17 protein-coding genes and 1 tRNA gene are annotated in these 22,185 nt (G+C 66.9%); all 18 read right to left on the minus strand.

Annotated elements, in window-relative coordinates:
• Positions 1-25: 25 nt before the first annotated feature.
• A complete protein-coding gene (locus tag JSY14_RS01835; protein WP_259557057.1) occupies positions 26-1,720 on the minus strand; it encodes an ATP-dependent nuclease in 1,695 nt (564 codons plus the stop codon).
• The gene (locus JSY14_RS01840) at positions 1,720-4,698 is read right to left on the minus strand and encodes a restriction endonuclease (protein ID WP_259557058.1); all 2,979 of its coding nucleotides are present in this window, start codon (positions 4,696-4,698) and stop codon (positions 1,720-1,722) included. Before JSY14_RS01840 ends, JSY14_RS01835 begins: the two co-directional genes overlap by 1 nt.
• The gene (locus tag JSY14_RS01845) at positions 4,698-6,662 is read right to left on the minus strand and encodes a site-specific DNA-methyltransferase (RefSeq protein WP_259557059.1); all 1,965 of its coding nucleotides are present in this window, start codon (positions 6,660-6,662) and stop codon (positions 4,698-4,700) included. Before JSY14_RS01845 ends, JSY14_RS01840 begins: the two co-directional genes overlap by 1 nt.
• Before the next feature lie 60 nt (positions 6,663-6,722).
• Positions 6,723-9,623, minus strand: coding sequence for an SNF2-related protein (locus tag JSY14_RS01850; protein WP_259557060.1), 2,901 nt, complete (start codon positions 9,621-9,623; stop codon positions 6,723-6,725).
• Between the two features lie 280 nt (positions 9,624-9,903).
• Positions 9,904-10,050, minus strand: coding sequence for a hypothetical protein (locus JSY14_RS01855; protein WP_259557061.1), 147 nt, complete (start codon positions 10,048-10,050; stop codon positions 9,904-9,906).
• Between the two features lie 145 nt (positions 10,051-10,195).
• Positions 10,196-10,271, minus strand: a tRNA-Ala gene (locus JSY14_RS01860).
• 71 nt (positions 10,272-10,342) lie between these two features.
• Complete coding sequence (locus JSY14_RS01865; protein ID WP_259557062.1) at positions 10,343-11,035, minus strand: histidine phosphatase family protein; 693 nt, start codon at positions 11,033-11,035, stop codon at positions 10,343-10,345.
• The gene (rsfS, locus tag JSY14_RS01870; protein ID WP_259557063.1) at positions 11,032-11,409 is read right to left on the minus strand and encodes a ribosome silencing factor; all 378 of its coding nucleotides are present in this window, start codon (positions 11,407-11,409) and stop codon (positions 11,032-11,034) included. Before rsfS ends, JSY14_RS01865 begins: the two co-directional genes overlap by 4 nt.
• Positions 11,406-12,155: a hypothetical protein gene (locus JSY14_RS01875; RefSeq protein WP_259557064.1), complete on the minus strand. Its 750-nt coding sequence runs from the start codon at positions 12,153-12,155 to the stop codon at positions 11,406-11,408. The genes rsfS and JSY14_RS01875 overlap by 4 nt, the downstream gene beginning before the upstream one ends.
• Positions 12,145-12,762 (minus strand): nicotinate-nucleotide adenylyltransferase, encoded by a 618-nt coding sequence (nadD, locus tag JSY14_RS01880; protein WP_432803588.1) that lies wholly within the window; start codon positions 12,760-12,762, stop codon positions 12,145-12,147. The genes JSY14_RS01875 and nadD overlap by 11 nt, the downstream gene beginning before the upstream one ends.
• Before the next feature lie 19 nt (positions 12,763-12,781).
• Complete coding sequence (locus JSY14_RS01885; RefSeq protein WP_259557065.1) at positions 12,782-13,012, minus strand: hypothetical protein; 231 nt, start codon at positions 13,010-13,012, stop codon at positions 12,782-12,784.
• 61 nt (positions 13,013-13,073) lie between these two features.
• Entirely contained in the window at positions 13,074-14,414 is a 1,341-nt protein-coding gene (locus JSY14_RS01890) for a glutamate-5-semialdehyde dehydrogenase (protein WP_259557066.1), read from the minus strand.
• Between the two features lie 28 nt (positions 14,415-14,442).
• Complete coding sequence (locus JSY14_RS01895) at positions 14,443-15,114, minus strand: NADPH-dependent FMN reductase (RefSeq protein WP_259557067.1); 672 nt, start codon at positions 15,112-15,114, stop codon at positions 14,443-14,445.
• 57 nt (positions 15,115-15,171) lie between these two features.
• A complete protein-coding gene (gene proB, locus JSY14_RS01900) occupies positions 15,172-16,341 on the minus strand; it encodes a glutamate 5-kinase (protein ID WP_259557068.1) in 1,170 nt (389 codons plus the stop codon).
• Positions 16,342-16,344: 3 nt separating this feature from the next.
• Entirely contained in the window at positions 16,345-17,922 is a 1,578-nt protein-coding gene (gene obgE / locus JSY14_RS01905; RefSeq protein ID WP_259557069.1) for a GTPase ObgE, read from the minus strand.
• 135 nt (positions 17,923-18,057) lie between these two features.
• Positions 18,058-18,312, minus strand: a complete 255-nt coding sequence (gene rpmA, locus JSY14_RS01910; protein ID WP_259557070.1) for a 50S ribosomal protein L27 — start codon at positions 18,310-18,312, stop codon at positions 18,058-18,060.
• A 39-nt stretch (positions 18,313-18,351) separates the two neighbouring features.
• A complete protein-coding gene (rplU, locus tag JSY14_RS01915; RefSeq protein WP_259557071.1) occupies positions 18,352-18,660 on the minus strand; it encodes a 50S ribosomal protein L21 in 309 nt (102 codons plus the stop codon).
• 260 nt (positions 18,661-18,920) lie between these two features.
• Positions 18,921-21,980 carry an Rne/Rng family ribonuclease gene (locus tag JSY14_RS01920; RefSeq protein ID WP_259557072.1) on the minus strand — a complete coding sequence of 1,020 codons (3,060 nt, stop codon included), beginning with the start codon at positions 21,978-21,980 and terminating at the stop codon, positions 18,921-18,923.
• Positions 21,981-22,185: the final 205 nt, after the last annotated feature.

Raw genomic sequence — 22,185 nt, forward strand, 5'->3', positions numbered from 1 at the left:
TGCTGGCCTTCTCTTCGGACTTTTGCTACGACGCAGTCGCGAGGTTCACAAACTCCTGCTTGAGGGCATCAATCTTTGCTTGTTCAACTAGCCCGGACTCGAGGTTGTAGAGCACATACTGCGGCTTCCGACTCGACTCGGGCTGTTTCCTGGGGAGCGGAACGATGCCAAGTTCAGTTTCGAGGTCTTGTGCGAACCGAGTGATCCGCTTCGTAAACGTAGTCTTTGCCTCGCTGATGGCCTCCGTAACCTCGGTGTCGTGAGCGCTGCCATTGTCACCGTCGTAGAGCACCGAGTGATCAATGCCGAAGGCACTCAAAATCGCGACAAAGCGGTGGATATTGAACTTGCCCATGCAGTCGATGACAGCGAGACCGCGAACCGGCGGCTCCATGTGCCCGCGCGTCGTGAGATACCTGTAGAGCGCAGTCTCGCTCGGCCCCTCGACAAGGATGACCCGCTGACTGAAGAATGCGGTGGTCCGAGTCGACTGCATCCAAAGTTCGGTCTTCAACGACGCCATCATCGCCGCCTTGTTGACACCGACTGCACTATTGCCGTGCGGCACGATGCTATCGTCAGCGACGAGTGCGTCGGCAAAGAGCTGATCAAGTTGTGACTGGGATAGCTGATACGAGGTGGTCACACCTGCATCTCGACGGAGACGGATCAGCCTCGTCAAGTCGTCCATCGATTGGCTCACGAACCGTGAACTATGCGTCGTTAGCAACACCTGCGTTTTGCCGTCCTGTACGAGCTTCAGCAGGCTGTCGTGCAGTACTTCTTCCTGCGACGGGTGCAGAAAGGCTTCCGGTTCCTCAAAGAGAATCCAGGTGAGCTGCGGCGTGAACTCCTTCTTCTCGCTGGACGACGCCTTCGGCGGGTTTGCGTGCTTCGCGGCTAGCTTGATGAGCGTGTAGATCAGATGCCGCTGGAACCCCGCGCCGAATCCCGACTGATCAATTTCTCCGCCGTGCGTCTCATCAATGAGCTGGGGCTTGATCAGGGTCTTCAGGATTTCTTCAGGCTGAATACTCTGAACTGCCAACGAGAACGAGGCTTCCCAGCTCGATATCTCATCAGTTATTTCCTCCTCGAGCGACTCGAGAGACCGACCATCAGCGCTTGCCTGCGTCTTAATTGAGCCCTCGAAGGTGCCGAATGCTTCCGTCAGGTGCTTGTATGCGGGGCTGTCGGCCACAACCTTGTTGAGCACTTCGGCTACAAGCTCACGCAGCGCTGACAGGCCGGTCAGCTTGGTGTTCTCATCGATCTTGCTCACCGCAGGGATGTAAACGATGTGACCAACTTTGCCGGAGCCGACGTTCTTCGCGCCGTAGAAGAGGTTGTTAGAGAGGTTGCCGTTTTCGTAGGCGTAGTAGCCCGAGCGGGCTTTTCCGTCGGCGCCCGTTGACGGACTGACGTAGTTGCGAACCCGGAATGTGCCGTCGGCACTCTTGTAGTCATCCTTCAGTTGCGCCAGTTCATCTTCGGTCGGCTTGAACTCCACCTCAACCCATGCCTCGGGGTCGCCCGAGGCAACCTTCGGTTTGTCGCGAGCGTCATCCCACTTCAGGTCGCCATAGAACAAGCGGATCGCATCAATCATGTTGCTCTTGCCCGCATTGTTGGCACCGGCGATCAGTGAGAGCGGCTCGAGCCGAATCCTCGCATCGTGGATACTGCGGAAGTTGTGGATCTGGACTTCAACTGCACGCATTAGAGGTTCCATTTCTCCGGTACTGCCCGCGCGTAGTCGTCGATGCCGATGGCTTCGAAGTGGCGCTTGGCGGACTTGATCTTGGCGAGCTCTGTCGGGCGGAGCTTCGAGTCGTCGAGCGTGCTCTTCGTCTCTCGGATCATGTAGATCCGGTCCTCGCCGTCCTCCTGCTTGATGATCGCCCAGTCGGGGTTGTACGGGCCGACCGGGGTGTCGATCTTGAACTTGGCGGGCAGCTTCATGAACAGCTTGATGTCCTCGCGGGAATCGAGCAGCTCCGCGAACTGGCGCTCCACGTCCGAGTCAAAGACGACGTAGTCGAAGTCGGTCTTCTGAGTGTGCTGCACCTTGTACATCTGGTCGAGGAAGCGCTCCTTCTCCTCCTCACCGTCCTTCTGCAGCTCGCGCAGCTCGTATACCGAGCCCGCGATCCGCTCGTACTGGACGCCATCGACAAGGAGCGCGCCGAGTTCCGCTTTGAGCACGCGCTTGACCATCGTGATGAAGTCGTTCGGGTTGCTGATGAACTCGCCCAGCCGGCCGCTGCCGATCAGGATGTCGACGATGGTCTTGCGGGTGAGGGAGGTGGCTTCCTGAAGCTCCGTGATGATGTCTGGCAGGTCGTAGCTGCCCTTGAGATCGGCCGAGCGGGTGCCGAGTTCTTCGCCCTTGGCACCGCCTCGCAACACCTTGACTCCGGCGCGGGTGACCTGGATGCGCAGCGCGTCGATCTTCGGCGCTTCACGGATCGCCTGGATGGCGTTCTCAATCAGCTGCTTACGCTCGACCTTGACGCGGTAGGTGGTCTTCTGGCTGATCGTCTCCCAGAACTCCTCGAACTCCGGTGTCGAGTAGAGCTGCTTGTTGAGCACGCGTGGCTGACGCTTGCTGACCGGCTTGACGTACTTGCCGATGTTCGCGCGCTCGACCAGCTCGATGATGATCGGCTCAGCCCAGACGAAGTCGACGGGCAGGCCGAGGTCGAAGCCGAGTTGGTTCGGCTGGAACTTCGGAGTGACAACGCCGTCCTTGTCGATGAAGCCCTTGTCTTTGAGGTGCTCCCAGACGAGGACGGAGCGCTGGTAGCCGAACTGGTCGTCGGTGAGCGTACCGTTCTCGTCCTGCAGCGGGATCTTCGAGAACTCGGCCCGGCGCACCCGCCCGATCTCGACACCGGCGTCCTTGTACTCGCGCTGGAGCGCGTCTGCGAACTTCGTGTACGACTCGTTCGCCACGACCGTCAGCGTCGCAACACCACGGTCAGCAACACGGGTGTAGCCGTCAGCGGTCTTGGCGACGGGGAGGCGCAGGCCACGTCCGAGCGTCTGGCGGCGTTCAACTTCTTTGCCCATTTCACGCAGGGTGCAGATCTGGAAGACGTTCGGGTTGTCCCAGCCCTCGCGCAGGGCAGAGTGGCTGAAGATGAACCGCACGGGCTCGTTCTCGTCGAGCAGCCGCTGCTTGTCTTGCATGATCAGTTCATAGGCGTCGTCATCGGCCTTAGTGGTGCCGGACGAGTCCTGGAAGGTGGTCGTCTTGCCGCGTTTGATCTGGGAGAAGTAGGCCCGGCGCAGTTCGCTCGGCGCCTGCGGCAGCAGCTCCTGGTAGCGCGCGGACTTCGCGCGTTCCTCGACGAAGACCTCGTCGAACCACTGCACGAAGTCGCCGTTGGCATCGTCGTTGTTCGTGCCGTCGCCCAGGTAGCTGGCGACCTTGTCGACGAAGAAGAGGCTGAGCACCTTGATGCCCTTGGCTCGCAGCTTCGATTCCTTGCGCAGGTGCTCACGGACGGTCTCGCGGATCATCTCCTTGTAGATCGCGCCGGCCGAGGCGCCGATGCTCTCGCCCTCGTAGAGGAAGCCGTGGGTGGTGAGGTCGACGTAGGCAGGCTCGATGCTCATCTCGTTGATGCGCCAGCCCTCGTAGATCGGGTTGTTCGTCAGGCGTGCATCCGACAGCTCCTGGTGCTGCCTCACGCTCACGACCCGGCGCTCAAGCGAGCCATCGGCCTTGCGGCAGGACAGCTCCAGCCGGGCCGACCACGACGGCTCACGCCGCACCTCAACCAGCTTGATATACGGCGTCGCATCGGCACCCTGCTGGGCGACCTCTGCCACAACGATCTGCTTCACCAGCCCGAGATCGTGGGCGTCGACGGGATCGAGGCGGTAGACGACGTTGCGCTGCTTCTTGTGCGTCGCGCTGTAGCGCAGTGTGAAGACGGGATCGAGTTCGCCGACCGCCGACTGTGAGAGCTGTGACTCCATGTTCTGCGGCTCGTCCATGATCACGACCGGGTGGGTCGCCTTCAGGTAGTCGATCGGGCGCAGGCCGTTCAGCTTGTCGCGCGTCTGGTGGATGATGCGCGTGTTCGCGTTGCCACGGATCGAGTCGATCGTCATGATCAGGATCTGCACGTTCGTGGACGTCGCGAATGACTGCACCTCCTCGGCGCTCTTGCCGCTATAGATGGAGGCATCGAAGGTGATGCCGTGCGGCTTGTAGAGGTTCTCGAAGTGCTCGCGCATGAGCCGGATGCTCGTGCTGACGCCCTCGCGGATCGCCACGCTGGGCACGAGGATCACGAACTTCGTGAAGTTGTACCGGACGGCCAGATCAAAGATCGTGCGCAGGTAGACGTAGGTCTTACCCGTACCGGTCTCCATCTCGATATCGAAGTCGAGCGCGTCGCCCGCGAGCGACGGCGCGACCTCGAGGCCGTTGCGATCCTGCACACGTTGCAGGTTCGCGAGGATCAGGTCGCGGTCGAGCACGAGGCTGTTACCGACCGCACCGACCTCCTGCGTGAGATCGATATCGAGTGCGGCCTGATCCGAGTCGGGCAGTACCGCTGCACCACGCAGGGTGGTGACCAGCTTCTCTGCGTCCTTCGGCTGCCCGTCGAACAGGTCGACCACGGACGCGATTGCATCCAGCTGATACGGCTGACTGGCGTCGAACTTGAACCCGCTGCTCATCACGCCGTCCAGAGCTCAATGCCCTTGCTCTTGCAGAGCTGGGCCAGGTTGGTCTTGAGTTCGTCATCGCCCTGGAATGCGTCCTCGAGCACGATGATCCGCGTCGGAGACTCATCAACAAGCGCACGGAGCTGCTCGAGCGTCGGCTTCACGTGCTCGTTCAGGTACGCCAGCACGGCGACATCTCCGTCACGGTCACGCACAAGCCGGACGTCTAGGCCACCGACCTCAGCAGGCGAGATGTCCTCGGACAGCGAGTAGCCCTGCTTGAGCAGGATCTCAGTGAGCAGCTCATCGGCCGACGCATCGTCAGTCGCACTGTCACGAAGACTGAGCAGGTGCTGCTGAAGCGCGTCTTCCTCGACATCGCTCGAGAGCCTCCACTTCGAGAAGTTCGTATCGGCCAGACGAAACGCGCGGAATCCAGTATCGAGTGCCTCATCGCGCGCCTTGATGTACAGCGCGAAGTCCTTCGCGACCTTCTCTCCCGCCAGTTCGATTCGTCGCCTGGAGATTGCTGCGATGGAGTCGAAGCCCGCACCGCGCGCCTCCGACCCAACGGGCGTGGGCTCGGGCAGCTGTACCTGAATGAAACGGCGAGAACCACCGTCGCGAGCGTTTTGCTCCATCACTGCGTGTGCGCTTGTCCCCGAGCCCGCAAAGAAGTCAAGAACGATCGAGTCCTTAGAGGTCGTCCCGATCTGAACGAGGTCAGCCAGGAAAGGAACCGGCTTGGGGCCATCGAAGTAGCGGCCGCCGAGAAGCTCCTTGAGTTGCTTAGTCGCAGTGCTCGTGCTGTAAGCAGGCTTGAAGAAGATGGACTTCGGCTTGCTGCTGGGGAGATCGCCAAGATCAGGGCGCTGCTTCTTATAGAACTGCCAGCCGTTACTTGTGTGCTTCAGGATCAGGTTGTGCTTCTCAGCATTCAGCTTGGCCTTGCTCCAGTACCAGCTGAGTTCATCGCCCGCCGGGTTAAGTGGCCACAAAGTGTCGTGTGCCGGGTCCTTCGGCTCATCGTCTTCAGTGACGTAGAAGTCACCGGTCTCCGGATCGATGAAAATCGGGTACCAGAGCTTCGGCCGCTTGCTTCGCGGAGCGTTGACGCCAGTGGCGCGAAGGTTGTCTGCTTCCTTGAACAGGCCGTGATCGTCCTCTTGCCACTCAGCGAGGACCTTCTCCTCGTCGACGGGGAACTTGTTCAGCACACAGGCCGCCTTGTTGCGAGCGCATGCGATGACGAACTCATGGGTTTCAGCGAAGCCGAAGGCATCCTGATTGCCCTTGAGATTCATGATCACGGGGAAGGCGCCGAGGACATTGTCGGACCCGAAGATCTCCTCGCAGAGACGGACGAGGTGGGCGAGTTCGTTCTCGTCGATCGAGATGAACATGATACCGTCCTGTGTCAGTAGGTTCCGCGCGAGCTTCAGGCGCGGGTACATCATGTTGAGCCAGTTGGAGTGGTAGCGGCCCTCGGTCTCGGCGTTCGTCGTGACCTTCTTGCCCTCCTCGTTGACCTGACGTGTCCACTCGAGGTAGGTGTCGAGACCTTCCTTGTAGTTGTCCGGGTAGACGAAGTCCTTGCCGGTGTTGTACGGAGGGTCGATGTAGATCATCTTGATCTTCGCGTGGTAGTGCTTCTGCAGAATCTTGAGCACTTCGAGGTTGTCACCCTCGATGAAGACGTTCTTCGTCGTGTCCCAGTCCTTCGAGTTCTCGAAGTCCGGCTTCAGCGTCGCCGTGGTCGGCTCCTGCGCTGCTCGCAGGGCGCGCTTCTTGCCGGGCCAGAACAGTCCGAAACGCTCGGTGCTATCGGCTACGTCGCCGTCGAGCAGTTCCTTGAGTTTCTCGACATCCACCTTGCCGTCGGCGATAGCCTCGGGAATCAGATCGGCAAGCTGCGCCGCCAGCTCGGTCCGGAAGTTCGGAGTAGTGGATGGTGTTTCGTAGATCTCGTCAGTCATTCGGGTGATTCTCTTTCATGATTTTAACAATTTGCGTCGGGTTTGTGAATGATCCGTGGTCTATGTGACAACCCGCCAGCGAATCGTGAACAGGTGCTCGGTCTCCTGGGTGCCCTGGAGAGCCTGCTCGATCAGCTCGAGGTATTTGTCGGCCTCGGCGCGGAGCTTCTTGCGCGCGTCCCGGAAGTCCTCGTCGGCCTCCTCGGCACGCTGCTCCCACTTCCGGGCCTCTTTCTTGAGTCGTAGCTGCTCCATCGGGTCGTCGGCCTGCCGGGCGAGCTTGCGGGCTTCCTTCTCCTTGGCCCGGTACTCACGGATCTTGCCTTCGTGCTCGGCCTTGCGATCCTGCTGATTGCGGTAGAGCAGTTCCTCCTGCTGGTCGTAGTAGCGGGAGTTGCGGCCCTGGACTTCCTTCTCCAGCTCCGCCCGTCGAGTGTCCAGGTGCGGCGTGAAGCGTGCCGCGTCGATCGCCACCGGCTGCGTCCCAACATCAATACAGGCCAGGTCGAGGATGTCTGCGACGTATTCCTCGTCGAGCCACCGGCCGTCGTCGGTCAGCGCGCCGGCGAGCATGTAGGACTCGGAGATGTCCTCATCGCGTGCCTTCATGCGGAAGGTCGCAACGCTCACCGTCAGCTCACCGCTCGCGCCCTCCAGCGCCCGGATCGCGCTGCTCACACGCTCCGACTGGCTCAGCGAGAACGTCAGCTCCCGCGCTGGCGTGTCATGGGTCTTCGAGGCCTCGTTCACGTGCTGGGCCAGCGGGCTCGCGTAGCGGTACTGGTGGGCGTTCTCCAGCGGCTGTGACTTGAAGAAGTAGCGCCCGGTCGGCGCGTCCTTCACCGGCGAATGGTTCAACACGAAGGTGCGCCCATCGCCCTCGAAGGTCGCGTACTCGTCCAGCTCGTGCCGGGTCACCGCGAGCAGGAGGCGCTCGAACTTGTTGAGCACCTCGCCGGACTGTGTGTCATACGCCTTGAGGCGATCCTGGACATGGGGGTCGAGGTTGTCGAAGACCTTCGCCTTGGCGCTGGCCATCTCACGTGAGATCTCGCCCGCGTACTGTTCCTCCAGCTCCCTGAACGCCGAGTCCAACTCCTCGGCGGTCCTGCAGCGGGTGAGGATGTCGCTGATCGTCTTCTCGAAGTCCAGGCCATCCTCGATCGCTCCGAGCACCTCGTCGCTCGCGCCGAAGACGCTGGAGAACAGCTGGAACTTGTTCGTCAGCAACTCCAGGATGCGCTGCTCGGCGATGTTGCCCTTGTTCGAGAAGTTCACGACGACGACGTTGTGCTTCTGTCCGAAGCGGTGCACGCGTCCGATGCGCTGCTCAACCCGCTGCGGGTTCCAGGGCAGGTCATAGTTGACGAGCATCGAGCAGAACTGCAGGTTGATGCCCTCCGCCGCCGCCTCGGTCGCAATCATGATCGTGCCCTCGGTGCGGAAGTAATCCACGAGCGCCTTGCGGCGATCCACTGCGGCGATGCCGGTGATCAGGTCACCGTCCTTGTTCTTCTCCAGCCACGCCTGGTAGATCGCAGTCTGCTCAGGCCCGTTATTCGAGCCGTTGAACAAGACGAGTCCCTCGCCACGACCGGCTTCACGCAACGAGCGGGCGATGTACTCCTGCGTCTTGGTCGAGTCCGTGAAGATGATGGCCTTCTCAGGAGCACCCAGCTCACGCAGCCGCTCGAAGCCAAGGTCGAGCGCCTCACCAAGCTTGACCGCCTTCTGGTTCTCCGTGATCGAACGAGCAAGCGCCGCGTACTCGCGCAGCTCGGCAACCTCAGCACGCATCGCCTCCAGCAGCGACGCGTCCAGCGGCAACGACGACGAGCGGGAACCGTTGGCGGTGCCGTCGATCTCCTCGGCTTCCTCCAACTCCTCGCTGGTGATCTCATCGTCGACGGCGAAGTCGGCTGCCACGAGGCCACCGCGACCATCGCGGCGCCGCCCGGCCGCAACCTCGTCCGCCAGGCGGTTCGCAATGTTCTCCAGCGTGCTCGCGACCGCATAGGTCGACGATCCGAGGCGCTTACGGATGATCAGGGCAGAGAGGTGACGCTGGCTGCCCGCGAAGGCGAACAGCTCGTCGCGCTGCAGGTAGTCGTTCACCAGGTCGTAGAGCCGCACCTCATCCGGCGACGGGGTGAACTCGACCGTCAGCGGCAGGCGCTTGGTGAAGTGGATGTACTTGTCGACGTCACGCCGCAGCGTGCGCTTCGAAACCGCCGCGACCCGCTCCACCAGGTCGTCGTCACCGCCAAGGTCGCGATTCTTGACATACCGCTCACGGAACGCATCAAGCGAGTAAAAGTAGTCCGGGTCAAAGATCGACACCAGCCCGTACAGCTCCTCGAGCTTGTTCTGCAGCGGCGTCGCCGTCAGCAGCACCGTCTTGTGGGCGCCCTTGACGATGTGCGCCACCGCCTCGGCAGCCTTCGTCTTACCCGTCCAGTAGTTCCGTAGCCTGTGTGCTTCGTCCGCGACTACGAGATCCCATGCCTTGAGCAGTGAGGTCTCGTGCCGGAGCGCGAACTCGTAGGAGCAGATCAGCACCTGCGCCGAGCGACCGCCCGCAGCAGCAAGCAGCGCGTCCTTCGACTTCGGGTCGAGGATGGCAGACGGGATCAGGAACTTCTCGTACAGCTCCTGCTGCCACTGCTGCCGCAGGCTCGACGGGGCAACGATCAGGAGGCTGCGGCGGCGCTCGGCCCAGTACTGCGATATGACGATGCCCGCCTCGATCGTCTTACCGAGACCCACCTCGTCAGCGAGGATCACGCCCGGCAGGAACGGTGTCTGCAACGCGAACAACGCCGCATCGATCTGATGCGGCTTCGGCTCCACCTGGGCATCGAACAGCAGGCCGGCGAGCTTGCCGACGTGATCGTTCGCGTAGCTGCGCTGCAGCTCGTGGGCGTAGTACTTCGCCTGGTAGTCAGTCAGCTGGGAGGTCATCAGCGTGCCCTCCGAGCAGGCCTTCGCGAGCGCAACGAAACCGCGGCGGCTCGGTGGCAGCCGCAGCGGGATGGTCGTGCCACTCTGCGCTTCATCGGGTTGTGCTCCTCCGCGCCGAGGGCGCGTCTGAAGTTGTGCTCATAGTGCCGTGTCCTACGCTACTGGCGGTCACTGACAGATCAAGCGAGAGCTCGAGGGCGCTACCGCCGACCACGACAGCGTCCTGACCAACCTCTCCGACGCACTCACCCTGGCGGAGGACTGCGACCAGCTCTACAAGTCAGCACCAGAGCACATCAAGCGACAGCTCAACCAGGTCTTCTACGAGGTCGTGCGCATCAACCCCGACGAGCACGGACAGCTCCGCACCCAGGGCGAACTGGCCGAGCCGTTCAACCAGCTCCTCAACCCCGCACTGCGCCTCCACGCCGCACATGCCGCCAGCCAGCGCACCATTCCCGCCAACGCGAAGAGGCCCGCCCCGAAGGGCGAGCCTCTCGCTCACGAACCCGAGAACCGGGAGCCAACCCTCACCGGCATTTTCCATGCCAGAGGTTTCACTCCGGGATCAATGGTGGAGCTAAGGGGATTCGAACCCCTGACCTCTTCCATGCCATGGAAGCGCGCTACCAACTGCGCCATAGCCCCGTGGGTGTTGCCTCGGTCCGGAGACTCGCTCCTCGCCGCGGCGACCGTTCAAGCTTAGCGCCGATCCGCCGTCACGCGAAATCGGGAGCTTGGTTGTGTGACAGCAGCCTCATCAGGCGGCCTTCGGGGTCCCGCTGCAGCCACTCCAGCTCGCTGCGATGGCAGTTGCCCAGGCCCGAGAGCCCGCGGAACGCGTACGGGTCCAGTCCCAGCAGGTCCACGATCCCCAGTGTGATCGCGGCACCGTGCGCCACCACCAGGATCCGACGGCCGGGGTGCTCACCCAGCAACTGTCGGCACCGCTCCCCCACGCGTCGCGCCACCGCGGGGCGGTCCTCGATGCCCAGCTGCGGCAACTGCACGGCATCGTCCTCGCGCCAGGAGGCATATTCCTCGGGCCACCGCTGATCGATCTCGTCGTAGGTCAGGCCCTCCCACTGGCCGAAGCCCCGTTCCAAGAACGCGGCGTCCACCTGCACGGGTGCTCCGGTGGCGTCGCCCACCGCCTGCGCGGTCTCCTGGGCCCGCCCCAGCGGACTCGTGATGATCAGATCGGGGGGCGCCGCAGCCAGGCTGCGGCCGAGTGCCACCGCCTGCTCACGTCCGCGCGCGTTGAGCGGAATGTCGATCTGTCCCTGCAGGCGCCGCGCCACATTGTGATCCGTCTGCCCGTGCCGGGCGAGGATCAGCAGGCTGCGGCCCGCGCTCTCGGGGCCGGGTGCGACACCCGTGCCGGCGGAGGGGGCGGGCCCGCGTCCCGTCACGCGGGCTGTCCGGTGTCGAGCTGCAGGTCGATCACGGGCGCGTCGCGCCACAGCCGCTCGAGGGCGTAGAAGGCCCGGTCCTCGGCGTGCTGCACATGCACCACGATGTCGGTGTAGTCCAGCAGCACCCAGCGTGCATCCCGCTCCCCCTCGCGGCGCACGGGCTTGCGGCGCAGCGTCTTCAGCAGCTCCTCCTCGATGCCGTCGACGATGGCGTTGACCTGGCGCTCACTGGAGCCGGAGCACACCAGGAAGATGTCGGTGATGACGAGCTGCTCGGAGACGTCGAGAGCGATGACCTCGGTGGCGAGCTTGTCGGCGGCGGCCTGGCCGGCGACGCGGGCGAGGTCGATGGACTCCTGGGGGGCGGTCACTGCGTGGGAACCTCTTCGATCATCGGGGTCAGGATGGCCTGGGCGAGGGCCTCGGCGGAGGTCTGGGACCCGCCGAGCACACCGGTCAGCAGCAGCACGATGAGGGCGAGCACCGCCAACGCGACGAGCGCCCACACGATCCACAGCATCGAGCGGCCGCCGGCGGACTCCGGGCGGTGCAGCACGCGCCCGTCGAACCGGGGTGAGGGCTTCGGGCTCGGGGCCTCGGACCCGCTCAGCTCGCCGAGCTCCACCCCGTCCTCATCGCGCGCGATCTGCACGGGCGGTTCAGCCGTCGCGGTCGCGGTGGACACCGCCGTCACCGGTTCGGCCGACACGGTCGGGGACACAGTCGGCGCCGACGCCTCCGGTGCGCCCGTCGTGGCCGCATCAGAGTGGGGACCGGCGGAGGTGTCGGCACCAGCGGCGTGATGCTCCGCTTCCGGCTCCCCCGTCACCACGGTCTCGGCAGCATGTCGGTCCTCGGGACGCGGCTCCTCGTCGATCTCGATGACGCGCGCACGGCGGCCGCTGCGCCGGACGGTCGGCAGCGGGGTGTCGGACGTCGGCGGCGCGACGACCCCGCGCAGGCTGATCGTTTCCGTGGCGGTGCCGGGCTCCGCCGCGGCGTCCTTCTCGGCGGCGAGCAGCTCGTCCCGTCGCGCCTGCTCCTCCGGGGTCAGGGCGCGGGCGCGGCGGCCGTGGCGGCGGGGCGTGCCCGTCTCCGTGGTGGGGTCAGAGGTCACGATGGCTCTCCCCGCTTCCTGTGTAGAGGTGGTACTTGGTGATGTACTGCACGACGCCGTCGGGCACGAGGTACCAGACCGGCGCGCCACTGGCGACGCGCTCCCGGCACGCCGTCGAGCTGATCGCCATGGCCGGCACCTCGATGAGGGTCACCCGGTCGGCGGGCAGGCCGCCCGTGTCGAGCTCGTGCCCGGGCCGGGTGACACCCACGAAATGGGCCATCTCGAACATCTCCTGGCTGTCCTTCCACGTGAGGATGGACTGCAGGGCGTCGGCACCGGTGATGAAGAACAGGTCGGCGTCGGGATGCTGACGGGTGAGGTCGCGCAGCGTGTCGATGGTGTACGTGGCGCCGGGTCGGTCGACGTCCACGCGGGACACGGTGAACACCGGGTTCGCAGCGGTCGCGATCACCGTCATCAGGTACCGATGCTCGGGGTCGGAGATCGCACGCCCCTCCTTCTGCCACGGGCGTCCCGTGGGCACGAAGATCACCTCATCCAGACCGAAGACGCTCTGGACCTCACTGGCGGCGACGAGGTGCCCGTGATGGATCGGGTCGAAGGTGCCGCCCATCACGCCGATGCGGCGCCGCTGGGACTCCATCCGTGTCAGTGACGGGGGGTCAGTGACGCGGACCCTGGTCGGCAACGCCGGGGATGCGCTCGTGCTCGGAACGGGCGGTCGGGGCGGTGGAACCGGAACCGCGGCGGGTCTGGTTCAGGCCGCTGAACAGGTAGGTGATGCCCAGCAGGCACAGCAGGACGACCAGCATCGCCAGCCCCACGAGGTAGGGGTTGATCCCTCCGGCCTCATGGGAGCCGGCCTCGGCGAGGATCACGATGTTCTCGAGCATGGTGCACCTTTCACACGTCGGAAGCGGCCCCATCATCCCACAGGGCGTCCCCACCTCGCCCTCAGGCGCGCACGTGCCCCTGGCCGATGACGATCCACTTCGTGGTGGTCAGCTCGGGCAGGCCCATCGGCCCGCGGGCGTGGAGCTTCTGGGTGGAGATACCGATCTCCGCGCCGAAGCCGAACTCGCCGCCGTCGCTGAACCGGGTGGACGCGTTGGCCATCACCACCGCGGAATCCACCTCCGCCAGGAACCGCCGCTCGGAAGTCAGGTCCCGGGTGAGGATCGACTCGGTGTGGCCGGAGGAATGCGCACGGATGTGCTCCAGCGCGGCATCGAGGTCGTCCACCACGGCCACCGCCAGATCGAGGTCCAGGTATTCGGTGTCCCAGTCGGACTCCTGCGCCGGGACCACCCGCAGCGACGTCGCTCCCGCCTGACCGTCGGTCCCCGACGTGAGCACCGCGCGGGCGGCCTCATCGGCGTGCAGTGTCACCCCGTGCGGGGCGAGACGCCGGGCGATCCGCGGCAGCGCCCGCGCCGCCACATCGCGATGCACGAGGAGAGTCTCCAGGGCGTTGCACACGCCGATGCGCTGTGTCTTCGCGTTCTCGATGATCGCCTCGGCCTGGTCGAGGTCCGCGCTCGCGTCGACGAAGACGTGGGTGTTGCCGGTGCCGGTCTCGATCACGGGGACCGTCGAGTTCTCCACCACCCGGCGGATGAGCCCGGCGCCGCCGCGCGGGATGAGCACGTCCACCAGGCCGCGGGCCCGCATGAGCACGTCCACGCCGTCGCGACCGAAGGCGTCGATGCCGACGATCAGATCCTCCGGCAGGCCCTGCTCCCCGAGCACCCGCCGCAGCACACCGATGAGGGCGGTGTTGGAGTGCACCGCCGCGGAACCGCCGCGCAGGACCACCGCGTTCCCGGACTTCAGCGCCAGACCGGCGGCGTCCACCGTGACATTCGGTCGCGCTTCGTAGACCATGCCGACCACGCCGAGCGGCACCCGCACCTGCCGCAGCTCCAACCCGTTGGCGAGGACGGAACCGCGCACCACCTCTCCGACGGGGTCCGGCAGCGCGGCGGCGTCCCGCAGCTGTTGGGCGATGGCGGTGACCCGCTGCGGGTCCAGTGCCAGGCGGTCCCGCAGCCCCGCCTCTATCCCGGAGCGGTCCGCCGCCTCGAGGTCTTCGGCGTTGGCCGTGACGATCTCGTGGGCAGCCTCCACCAGGGCGTCGGCCATGGCCCGCAGCACCTGGTCCTTACGGTCCCGGTGCAGACGCGCAAGGGCCGGTTGGGCGGCCCGAGCGGACCGGGCGGCGGCGAGCACTCCCTCGCGGGTGGCGTCGGCGGAGTCGGCCGCGGGCGAGGGGTCCGGACTGGGGGTGGTGTTCATGCGCCCACCCTACGGTGGTGTCGCCGCGTCAGCGGCGCTCGTCCACGGGGTGCGGCTCGTCGGACTCGGAGGGGTTGCCGGCCTCGTCGGCCGACTGTTCCTGCGCCTCCTCCTGCGTCTGCACCGGCACGTCGATGGTCAGCGGAGCGAGGGCCCGCTGCAGCTGTGCCAGGTCGGTGAGCATCCGCTCGGTGCCCGCCGCCTGCTGATCGGTGGGCTCGAAACGCCCGTCGACGATCTGCGCGTGGACCATGGGCACGACCAGTGCCTCGGCAGAGACCACCATCCGCAGGAACACCGCGGTGAGCTTCAGCTGCGCCACCGCCCGCAGGCCCCCGGAGATGCCGCCGTAGGAGGCGAAACCCAGCGGCTTGTAGGCCCATTCGCGACCCAGGCTGTCCAGGGCGAGCTTCAGCTGCGCCGGGTACCCGTGGTTGTACTCGGGGGTGACGATGATGATCGCGTCGAGTCGGTTCACCCGGCGGCTCCACCGCTTGGTGTGCTCCTGCGTGTAGTTCCCGGCCATGGGGGACTTCGGCTCTCCGGTCTGCAGTGGCAGATCCACCTCAGCCAGGTCGATGAGGTCGACCTCCCACTCCCCCGTGGAGTCAGCGAGCTCCGCGATCCAGCGGGCGACCTTGTCGCCCACGCGCTGCGGGCGGATGCTGGCGATGATGATGCCGAGAACGGGACGTGGCATGAAGAGAACTCCCCGGTGGTGGATGGAGAGGGAACCGGTGAGCCCGGCCCCCAGGGGTCACAGCAGCACCAGGTCGTCCCGGTGCAGGACGGGGCGGGCGTAGCCCTCCCCCATCTCGCGGCGCAGCTGGGCGGTGCTGCGGCCGCACATGGATCGCAGGTCATCACTGCCGTAGGCGACGAGTCCCCGGGCGATCGGGGAGCCGTCGGCGGAGATCACGTCCACCGGGACCCCGGGCCCGAAGACGCCCTCGACGCCGGTGACGCCGACAGCCAGCAGGGAGCGGCGTCCGCTGCGCAGCGCCTCGGCGGCGCCCGCATCGACGTGCAGCAGCCCGGCTCCGCGCGCCGCGAACCGCAGCCACATCAGCCGGGAGCGGCGCCGGCCCTCCTGCGCCGGGAAGAAGGTGCCCACGTCCTCACCCGCGGCGGCCTCGGCGAACCTCTGCGCGGCGGTGAGAAGGGTGGCGGTTCCGGTGCTGACGGCGTGCTGCGCCGCAGCGAGCTTCGTGACCATGCCACCGGTGCCGACGCGGGACCCGACGGATCCGATCTCCACCCCCTGCAGAGCGTGGGGATCCTCCACCGTCGCGAGGCGCCGCGCCCCGGGTCTGCTCGGCGGGGCGGTGTACAGGGCGTCGACGTCGGTGAGCAGCACCAGCAGGTCGGCTCCGATCAGCTGCGCGACCAGCGCCGCCAGGCGGTCGTTGTCCCCGAACCGGACTTCATGCGTGGCGGTGGTGTCGTTCTCGTTGATGATCGGCACCACCCCGAGCCGCAGCATCTCCTCCAGGGCGGTGCGGACGTGGCGGTACGTCACCGGGCGGATCACATCGCTCTCGGTGAGCAGCACCTGCCCGGTCACCACTCCGTGCCGGACGAAGGCCTGGGACCAGGCGGTGGCGAGGATCGACTGTCCAACCGCGGCGGCGGCCTGCTGGGCACCGATCTCGGAGGGCCGGTGCTCCAGCCCGAGCACCCCGAGGGCCGCGGCGATCGCCCCCGAGGACACCAGCAGCACCTCGGTGCCTCGCGCCCGCCAGGCCGCCGCCGTGTCCGTCAGCTCCTGCACGCGCGCCGCATCGAGATGCCCGGTGGCATCGGTGAGGCTGGAGGAGCCGATCTTCACCACCACGCGACGGGCACCACCGACGTCACCGCGGCCACGCAATCGCGCGGGTTGGCGCGTGTCGGCGGGGGCGTGGATCTCGGGGTCACGACGCGGCACGGGTCAGCCCTCGCGCCCCTCGAGTCCGGTCGGGTCGTCGACGCGGGAGGGATCGGACCAGTGGCCAGCCCGACGTTCCTCCTCCATCGCAGCGATCCGCTCCATGCGGGCTGCGGTGCGGGCCTTCTGCTCGGCGCGCTTGGCCTCTCGGGTGGGTCGCGAACGATCCTCCAGCCGCACGTCGGTCCCGCGGGCGCCGAGCAGCTCGGCCCCGCCGACCATCGTCGGCTCCCAGTCGAAGACGACCGCGTCCTCCCCGGGGCCGATCACCACGGTGTCCCCGGCGCGGGCGCCGACCTCGTACAGCTTCTCCTCCACCCCGAGCTTCGCGAGGCGATCCGCGAGGTAGCCGACGGCCTCGTCGTTGCGGAAGTCGGTCTGCCGCACCCAGCGCTCCGGCTTGTCGCCGATCACGCGGTACGCGACGTCCCCCTCGTACTGCTCCTTCTCCACCCGGAACGGCACCTCGTCCACGGCACGGGGAGTGAGCACGATCGGGGCGCGGGTCGGTTCGGGCAGGGCGGCGCGGGCCTGCTCCACCAACCGCCCCAGGGTGAACGACAGCTCCCGCAGGCCCTTGTGGGAGACAGCGCTGACCTCGAGCACCGGCACCCCGCGGTCGGCCAGATGATCGCGGACCATCTCGGCCATGTCGGCGCCGTCGGGCAGGTCGGTCTTGTTGAGCACGACCACGGTCGGCCGTTCCATCAGTGGCATGCGCGCGGTGCCCACCGGGTCATCCCCCGCGCGGACCTCCGCGTCGAGCCGCTCCGCATAGGCCGCCAGCTCCCCCTCGATGACCTCGAGATCGTGCAGCGGGTCGCGGTCCGACTCGGGGGTGGCGGCGTCGAGCACATGCACGATCACGTGGCAGCGCTCGATGTGCCGCAGGAAGTCCAGACCCAGGCCCTTGCCCTGGCTGGCACCGGGAATGAGGCCGGGGACGTCGGCGATGGTGTAGCGGTACTCCCCCGCCTCGACCACCCCGAGGTTCGGCACCAGGGTGGTGAAGGGGTAGTCGGCGATCTTCGGACGGGCGGCGCTCATCGCGGCGATGAGGGAGCTCTTCCCGGCGCTGGGGTAGCCGACGAGGGCGACGTCCGCGACGGACTTGAGCTCCAGCACCAGGCTGCGCTCCTCACCGGGCTCACCGAGCAGGGCGAAACCGGGAGCCTTGCGCTTCGGGGAGGCGAGGGCGGCGTTGCCGAGGCCGCCCTGCCCGCCGCGAGCGGCGACGAAGCGGGTACCGACGCCGACCATGTCCGCGAGGACACGACCGTCCTGGGTGGTCACGACAGTGCCGTCGGGCACCGGCAGCACCAGGTCCTCGCCGTTGGCGCCGGCGCGCATGTCCCCCTTGCCGAAGTCCCCGGAGGTGGCGCGCTGGTGCGGCTTGTGGTGGTACGCCAGCAGGGTGGTCGTGGAGGGGTCGACCTCGAGGATCACGTCCCCACCGCGGCCGCCGTTGGCGCCGTCGGGCCCCGCCAGGGGCTTGAACTTCTCACGGCGGATGGAGGCGGCACCGTGTCCGCCATTGCCGCCGGCGACGTGCAGCACCACGCGATCGACGAAGGTGGCCATGGGTGTTCCTTCCACGGGAAGCCTGCTCGGGGCGGGCGGCGCGGGTGACGAGGTGGGGAGGGACGACGAGGGGCGGAGCTGCTCGCTCCGCCCCTCTTCAGGTCATGGGGTCCGGGCAGTGCGCCCGGGCCGGGATCACGCGTCGGCGACGACACTGACCACCTTGCGGTCACGCTTGCGACCGAACTCGACGGTGCCCGCCACGAGGGCGAACAGGGTGTCGTCGGAGCCACGGCCCACGCCGTCACCCGGGTGGATGCTGGTGCCGCGCTGACGCACAAGGATCTCGCCCGCGCCGACGACCTGGCCGCCGAAACGCTTCACGCCGAGACGCTGCGCGTTCGAGTCGCGACCGTTCTTCGAGGAGCTCGCGCCCTTCTTATGTGCCATGTCGAACCTTCTCTCGTTCTGGTCCCGTAGCCTCGCCGCTCAGGCGATGCCGGTGATCTTCAGGCGGGTGAGCTCCTGGCGATGGCCCTGGCGCCGCTTGTAACCCGTCTTGTTCTTGTACTTGAGGATGCGGATCTTCGGACCGCGCAGGTCCTCGACCTTCTCCGCGGAGACCGTCACCTTGGCGAGGTCGTCCTTGCCGGAGGTGACCTTGTCGCCGTCGACGACCAGCACCGGGGTGAGCTCGACGCTCGCGCCCGCCTCGCCGGCCACGCGGTTGATCACGATGGTGTCGCCGACCGACACCTTCTCCTGACGACCGCCTGCGCGGACGATTGCGTACACCACGTCACTGCTCCATCTTCATCGGAAACCTGTTGCGATCCCGCCGTGGTCGTCGCCGACCGTCGACCGTCGAACCGCACCCCCTCACGGCATCCACCGTTCGGGTTCCTGGCGCAGGACGCGCGGTCGCGCGAAACCCTGAGGGCGGGCACGACTCGGCGCGGAAAAGCGCCAGGGGATAGCTTACGGCGGCGGTTCCGCTCAGGTCAACCATGAACCGGCCCGCGACCTGCACGGATACCGCCCGTCAGCTGTGGAACTGGTCACCCTTCGGGCGAGTGCTCCTGCTCACCGGTCGAGGGTTCCGCCGACGTCGCAGCCTGCGAAGCGTCGGCAGTCGACTCCTCCGGGCTCTCGGCGCGGGACTCCTCCGAGGTGTCGGAGTCCGACACCTGCGCGTCATCGACCCTGACCACCTCGCCGTCGACCACGACCTCCGGCGCGGACCGCGCGGTGGTGGTGGCCCGGGCGATCGAGGCGATGGTCGCGCGCGCCAGCTCGCGGGACTTCTCGTCCTGCTCCAGCCGGTGCACGTCGGCGCTGCGGCCCTCGAGCAGGTCGTTCACCGCGTCCTTGGCAGACCCGTTGGTGGACTTCCCGCGGTTCTTGCCCCGCCGACGACGGGAGCCGCCGGAGGACTCCTCGTCCGTGCCGTGGGAGTGCTCCACCGGGGTGCCGTCGAGGTCGATCACCAGACCGCGGCCGTTGCAGGTCTCGCACCTGTGGGAGAAGGTCTCCACCAGCCCCTGGCCGACGCGCTTACGGGTCATCTGCACCAGACCCAGCGAGGTCACCTCCGCCACCTGATGCTTGGTGCGGTCGCGGCCGAGGCACTCGACCAGTCGCCGCAGCACCAGGTCGCGGTTGGACTCGAGCACCATGTCGATGAAGTCGATGACGATGATGCCGCCGATGTCGCGCAGTCGCAGCTGGCGGACGATCTCCTCCGCCGCCTCGAGGTTGTTGCGGGTGACCGTCTCCTCGAGCGACCCGCCGGAACCGGTGAACTTGCCGGTGTTGACGTCGATGACGGTCATGGCTTCGGTGCGGTCGATCACCAGCGAGCCGCCGGAGGGCAGATACACCTTGCGGTCCATCGCCTTGAGCAGCTGCTCGTCGATCCGGTGCTTGGCGAACACGTCCTTGTCACCCACGTGGCGGGTGACCCGCTCCAGCAGGTCCGGCGCGACGGCGGAGACGTACTCGTGGACGTCCTGGTAGACGCCCTCCCCCTCGACGATCAGCGAGGTGAAGTCCTCGTTGAAGACGTCACGCACCACCTTGATGGCGATGTCGGGCTCCTGGGAGAGCGCCACCGGGGCGCTCTTGGACTTCTGGGCCTTCTGGATCTTCTCCCACTGCGCCTGCAGACGCTCGACATCCCGCGCCAGCTCCTCCTCACTGGCGCCCTCCGCGGCGGTGCGCACGATGACACCGGCGTCCTCGGGGATCACCTGCCGCATGATCTTCTTCAGGCGATTGCGCTCGGTATCGGGCAGCTTGCGGGAGATGCCGGTCATGGATCCGCCCGGCACATACACCAGGTAACGACCCGGCAGAGAGATCTGGCTGGTCAGGCGGGCGCCCTTGTGGCCGATGGGGTCCTTGGTGACCTGCACCAGGACGGAGTCGCCGCTCTTGAGCGCCAGCTCGATGCGACGCGGCTGGCCGTCGAGACCCGTAGCATCCCAGTTGACCTCGCCGGCGTAGAGCACGGCGTTGCGGCCCTTCCCGATGTCGACGAAGGCCGCCTCCATGCTGGGCAGCACGTTCTGCACCTTGCCCAGGTACACGTTGCCGACCATCGAGGTCTGGGTCTTCTGCGCGACGTAGTGCTCGACGAGCACATCGTCCTCGAGCACCGCGATCTGGGTACGCCCGGTCATCTCGCGCACCACCATGGAGCGTTTGACGCTCTCACGGCGGGCGAGGAACTCGGCCTCGGTGATGACGCTGCGGCGGCGGCCCGACTCGCGGCCCTCCCGGCGGCGCTGCTTCTTGGCCTCCAGGCGGGTGGAGCCCTTGACGGCCTTGACCTCGTCGCGGCCCTCGCGGACCTTCACGACGGTGTTCGGCGGATCATCCGGCGAGGCGTCCTCCCCCTGGGAGGAGCCGGAGCGGCGGCGCCGACGCCGACGCCGGGAGCTGGAGGAGCCACCTGAACCCTCCCCGCCGGAGGAATCCTCACCGGTGGTGTCGTCCTCGGAGACCTCGCGGCCCTCCCCCTCGGACTCACCGTCCTCGGGATCCCGGTCCGCTCGGTCCGCGTCCCGGCCCTCACCGGAAGCATCATCGGAGGCGGAATCGTCCTCGGAGGTGGCGGCGTCCTCCCCACGGCCACGGCCGCGACGGCCACGCCCCCCGCGGCGTCGGCGGCGACGGCCACCGCCCTCCCCGGAACGCTCATCCTGGTCGGTGGCGGTGTCGGTCTCCCCCTCGGCCTCCCCTTCAGTCGAGGTCTCCGTCGAGGTCTCCGTCGAGGTCTCATCAAAGGCGGCGTTCCGGTCGTCCTCGTCCTGCGGATCGCCCTCACTGCGCGGTGCACCAGCGGGGGCACCTGCCCGGCGGGAGTGGCGACGCGACCGGCGCGCTCCCTCCCCGGAGTCGAAGGCGACCTCGGTGGTCGGGGTCTCATCCGCGGCAGCGTCGTCCTCGTCGCCCGTCCCGGTGTCGTCACCCGCAGCGCGGGCGGTCGGCGCGACGGGCGCCTGGAAGAGAAGCGAAGCGAAGTCCATCTGCGCCTGCTCCCGCTCGGCAGCGGTGCGGGCCGGAGCCTCCGGGCTCGGATGCGAGGCCGCCAGGGCGCGCAGATCATCGGCGATGCCACCCGGCGTCGGCGTGGGAGCCTCCTCCTGAGGGGACTGCGGAGCCTCGACCTGCTCCATCGCATCGACCCGGTCCGCGCCCTCCACCGTCTCGGGCGCCTCGGGGACCTCCACCGTCTCGGGCGCCTCGGGGACCTCCACCGTCTCGGGCGTCTCGGGGGCCGCGGGGGCGTCGGCGGACTCCACCGACGCGGTCCCCTCGACCGACGTCGCGGTCTCCGCCGGGATCACCGGTGCCCCGGCCGGGGATCCGGCGCGCCGACGCGGGCGACGAGCGCGGGGCGCCGACTCGGTGCTCTCCGCGGCCGCATGCTGCTCGGGAACGCTGGTGCGCCGCGTCGGGGCCTGGCCCTCGGAGCCGGCCGGGGCCTCCGGGACCGTCACGGTCGGCGCCCCGGCGGGCGCTCCGGCGCGTCGCCGACGGCGCGGTGCGGAGGCGGTGGAGGATTCGGGCGTCGAGTCCGACGAGTCCGAGGGCGTGCGGTCGGTATCGGCCATGGGAAGGCTCCTCACGGGTCACCAGCGCACCCTGGGCCCTGCGTGTCATCGTCCCGGAGGACGGAAGTCGTGTCTCCTCGCCGTCGCGCAGCTCGACAGAGCGCAGCGATGTCGATCGACGATGCATCACGGTCGCGAGCTCTCGCGGACCCGGTGCGGCGGATCGACGCCGGGAGGCCGCCCTCACCCGGTACGGGGCGACGAC

The sequence above is a fragment of the Brachybacterium sillae genome (genome assembly GCF_025028335.1).
Lineage (GTDB): Bacteria > Actinomycetota > Actinomycetes > Actinomycetales > Dermabacteraceae > Brachybacterium > Brachybacterium sillae.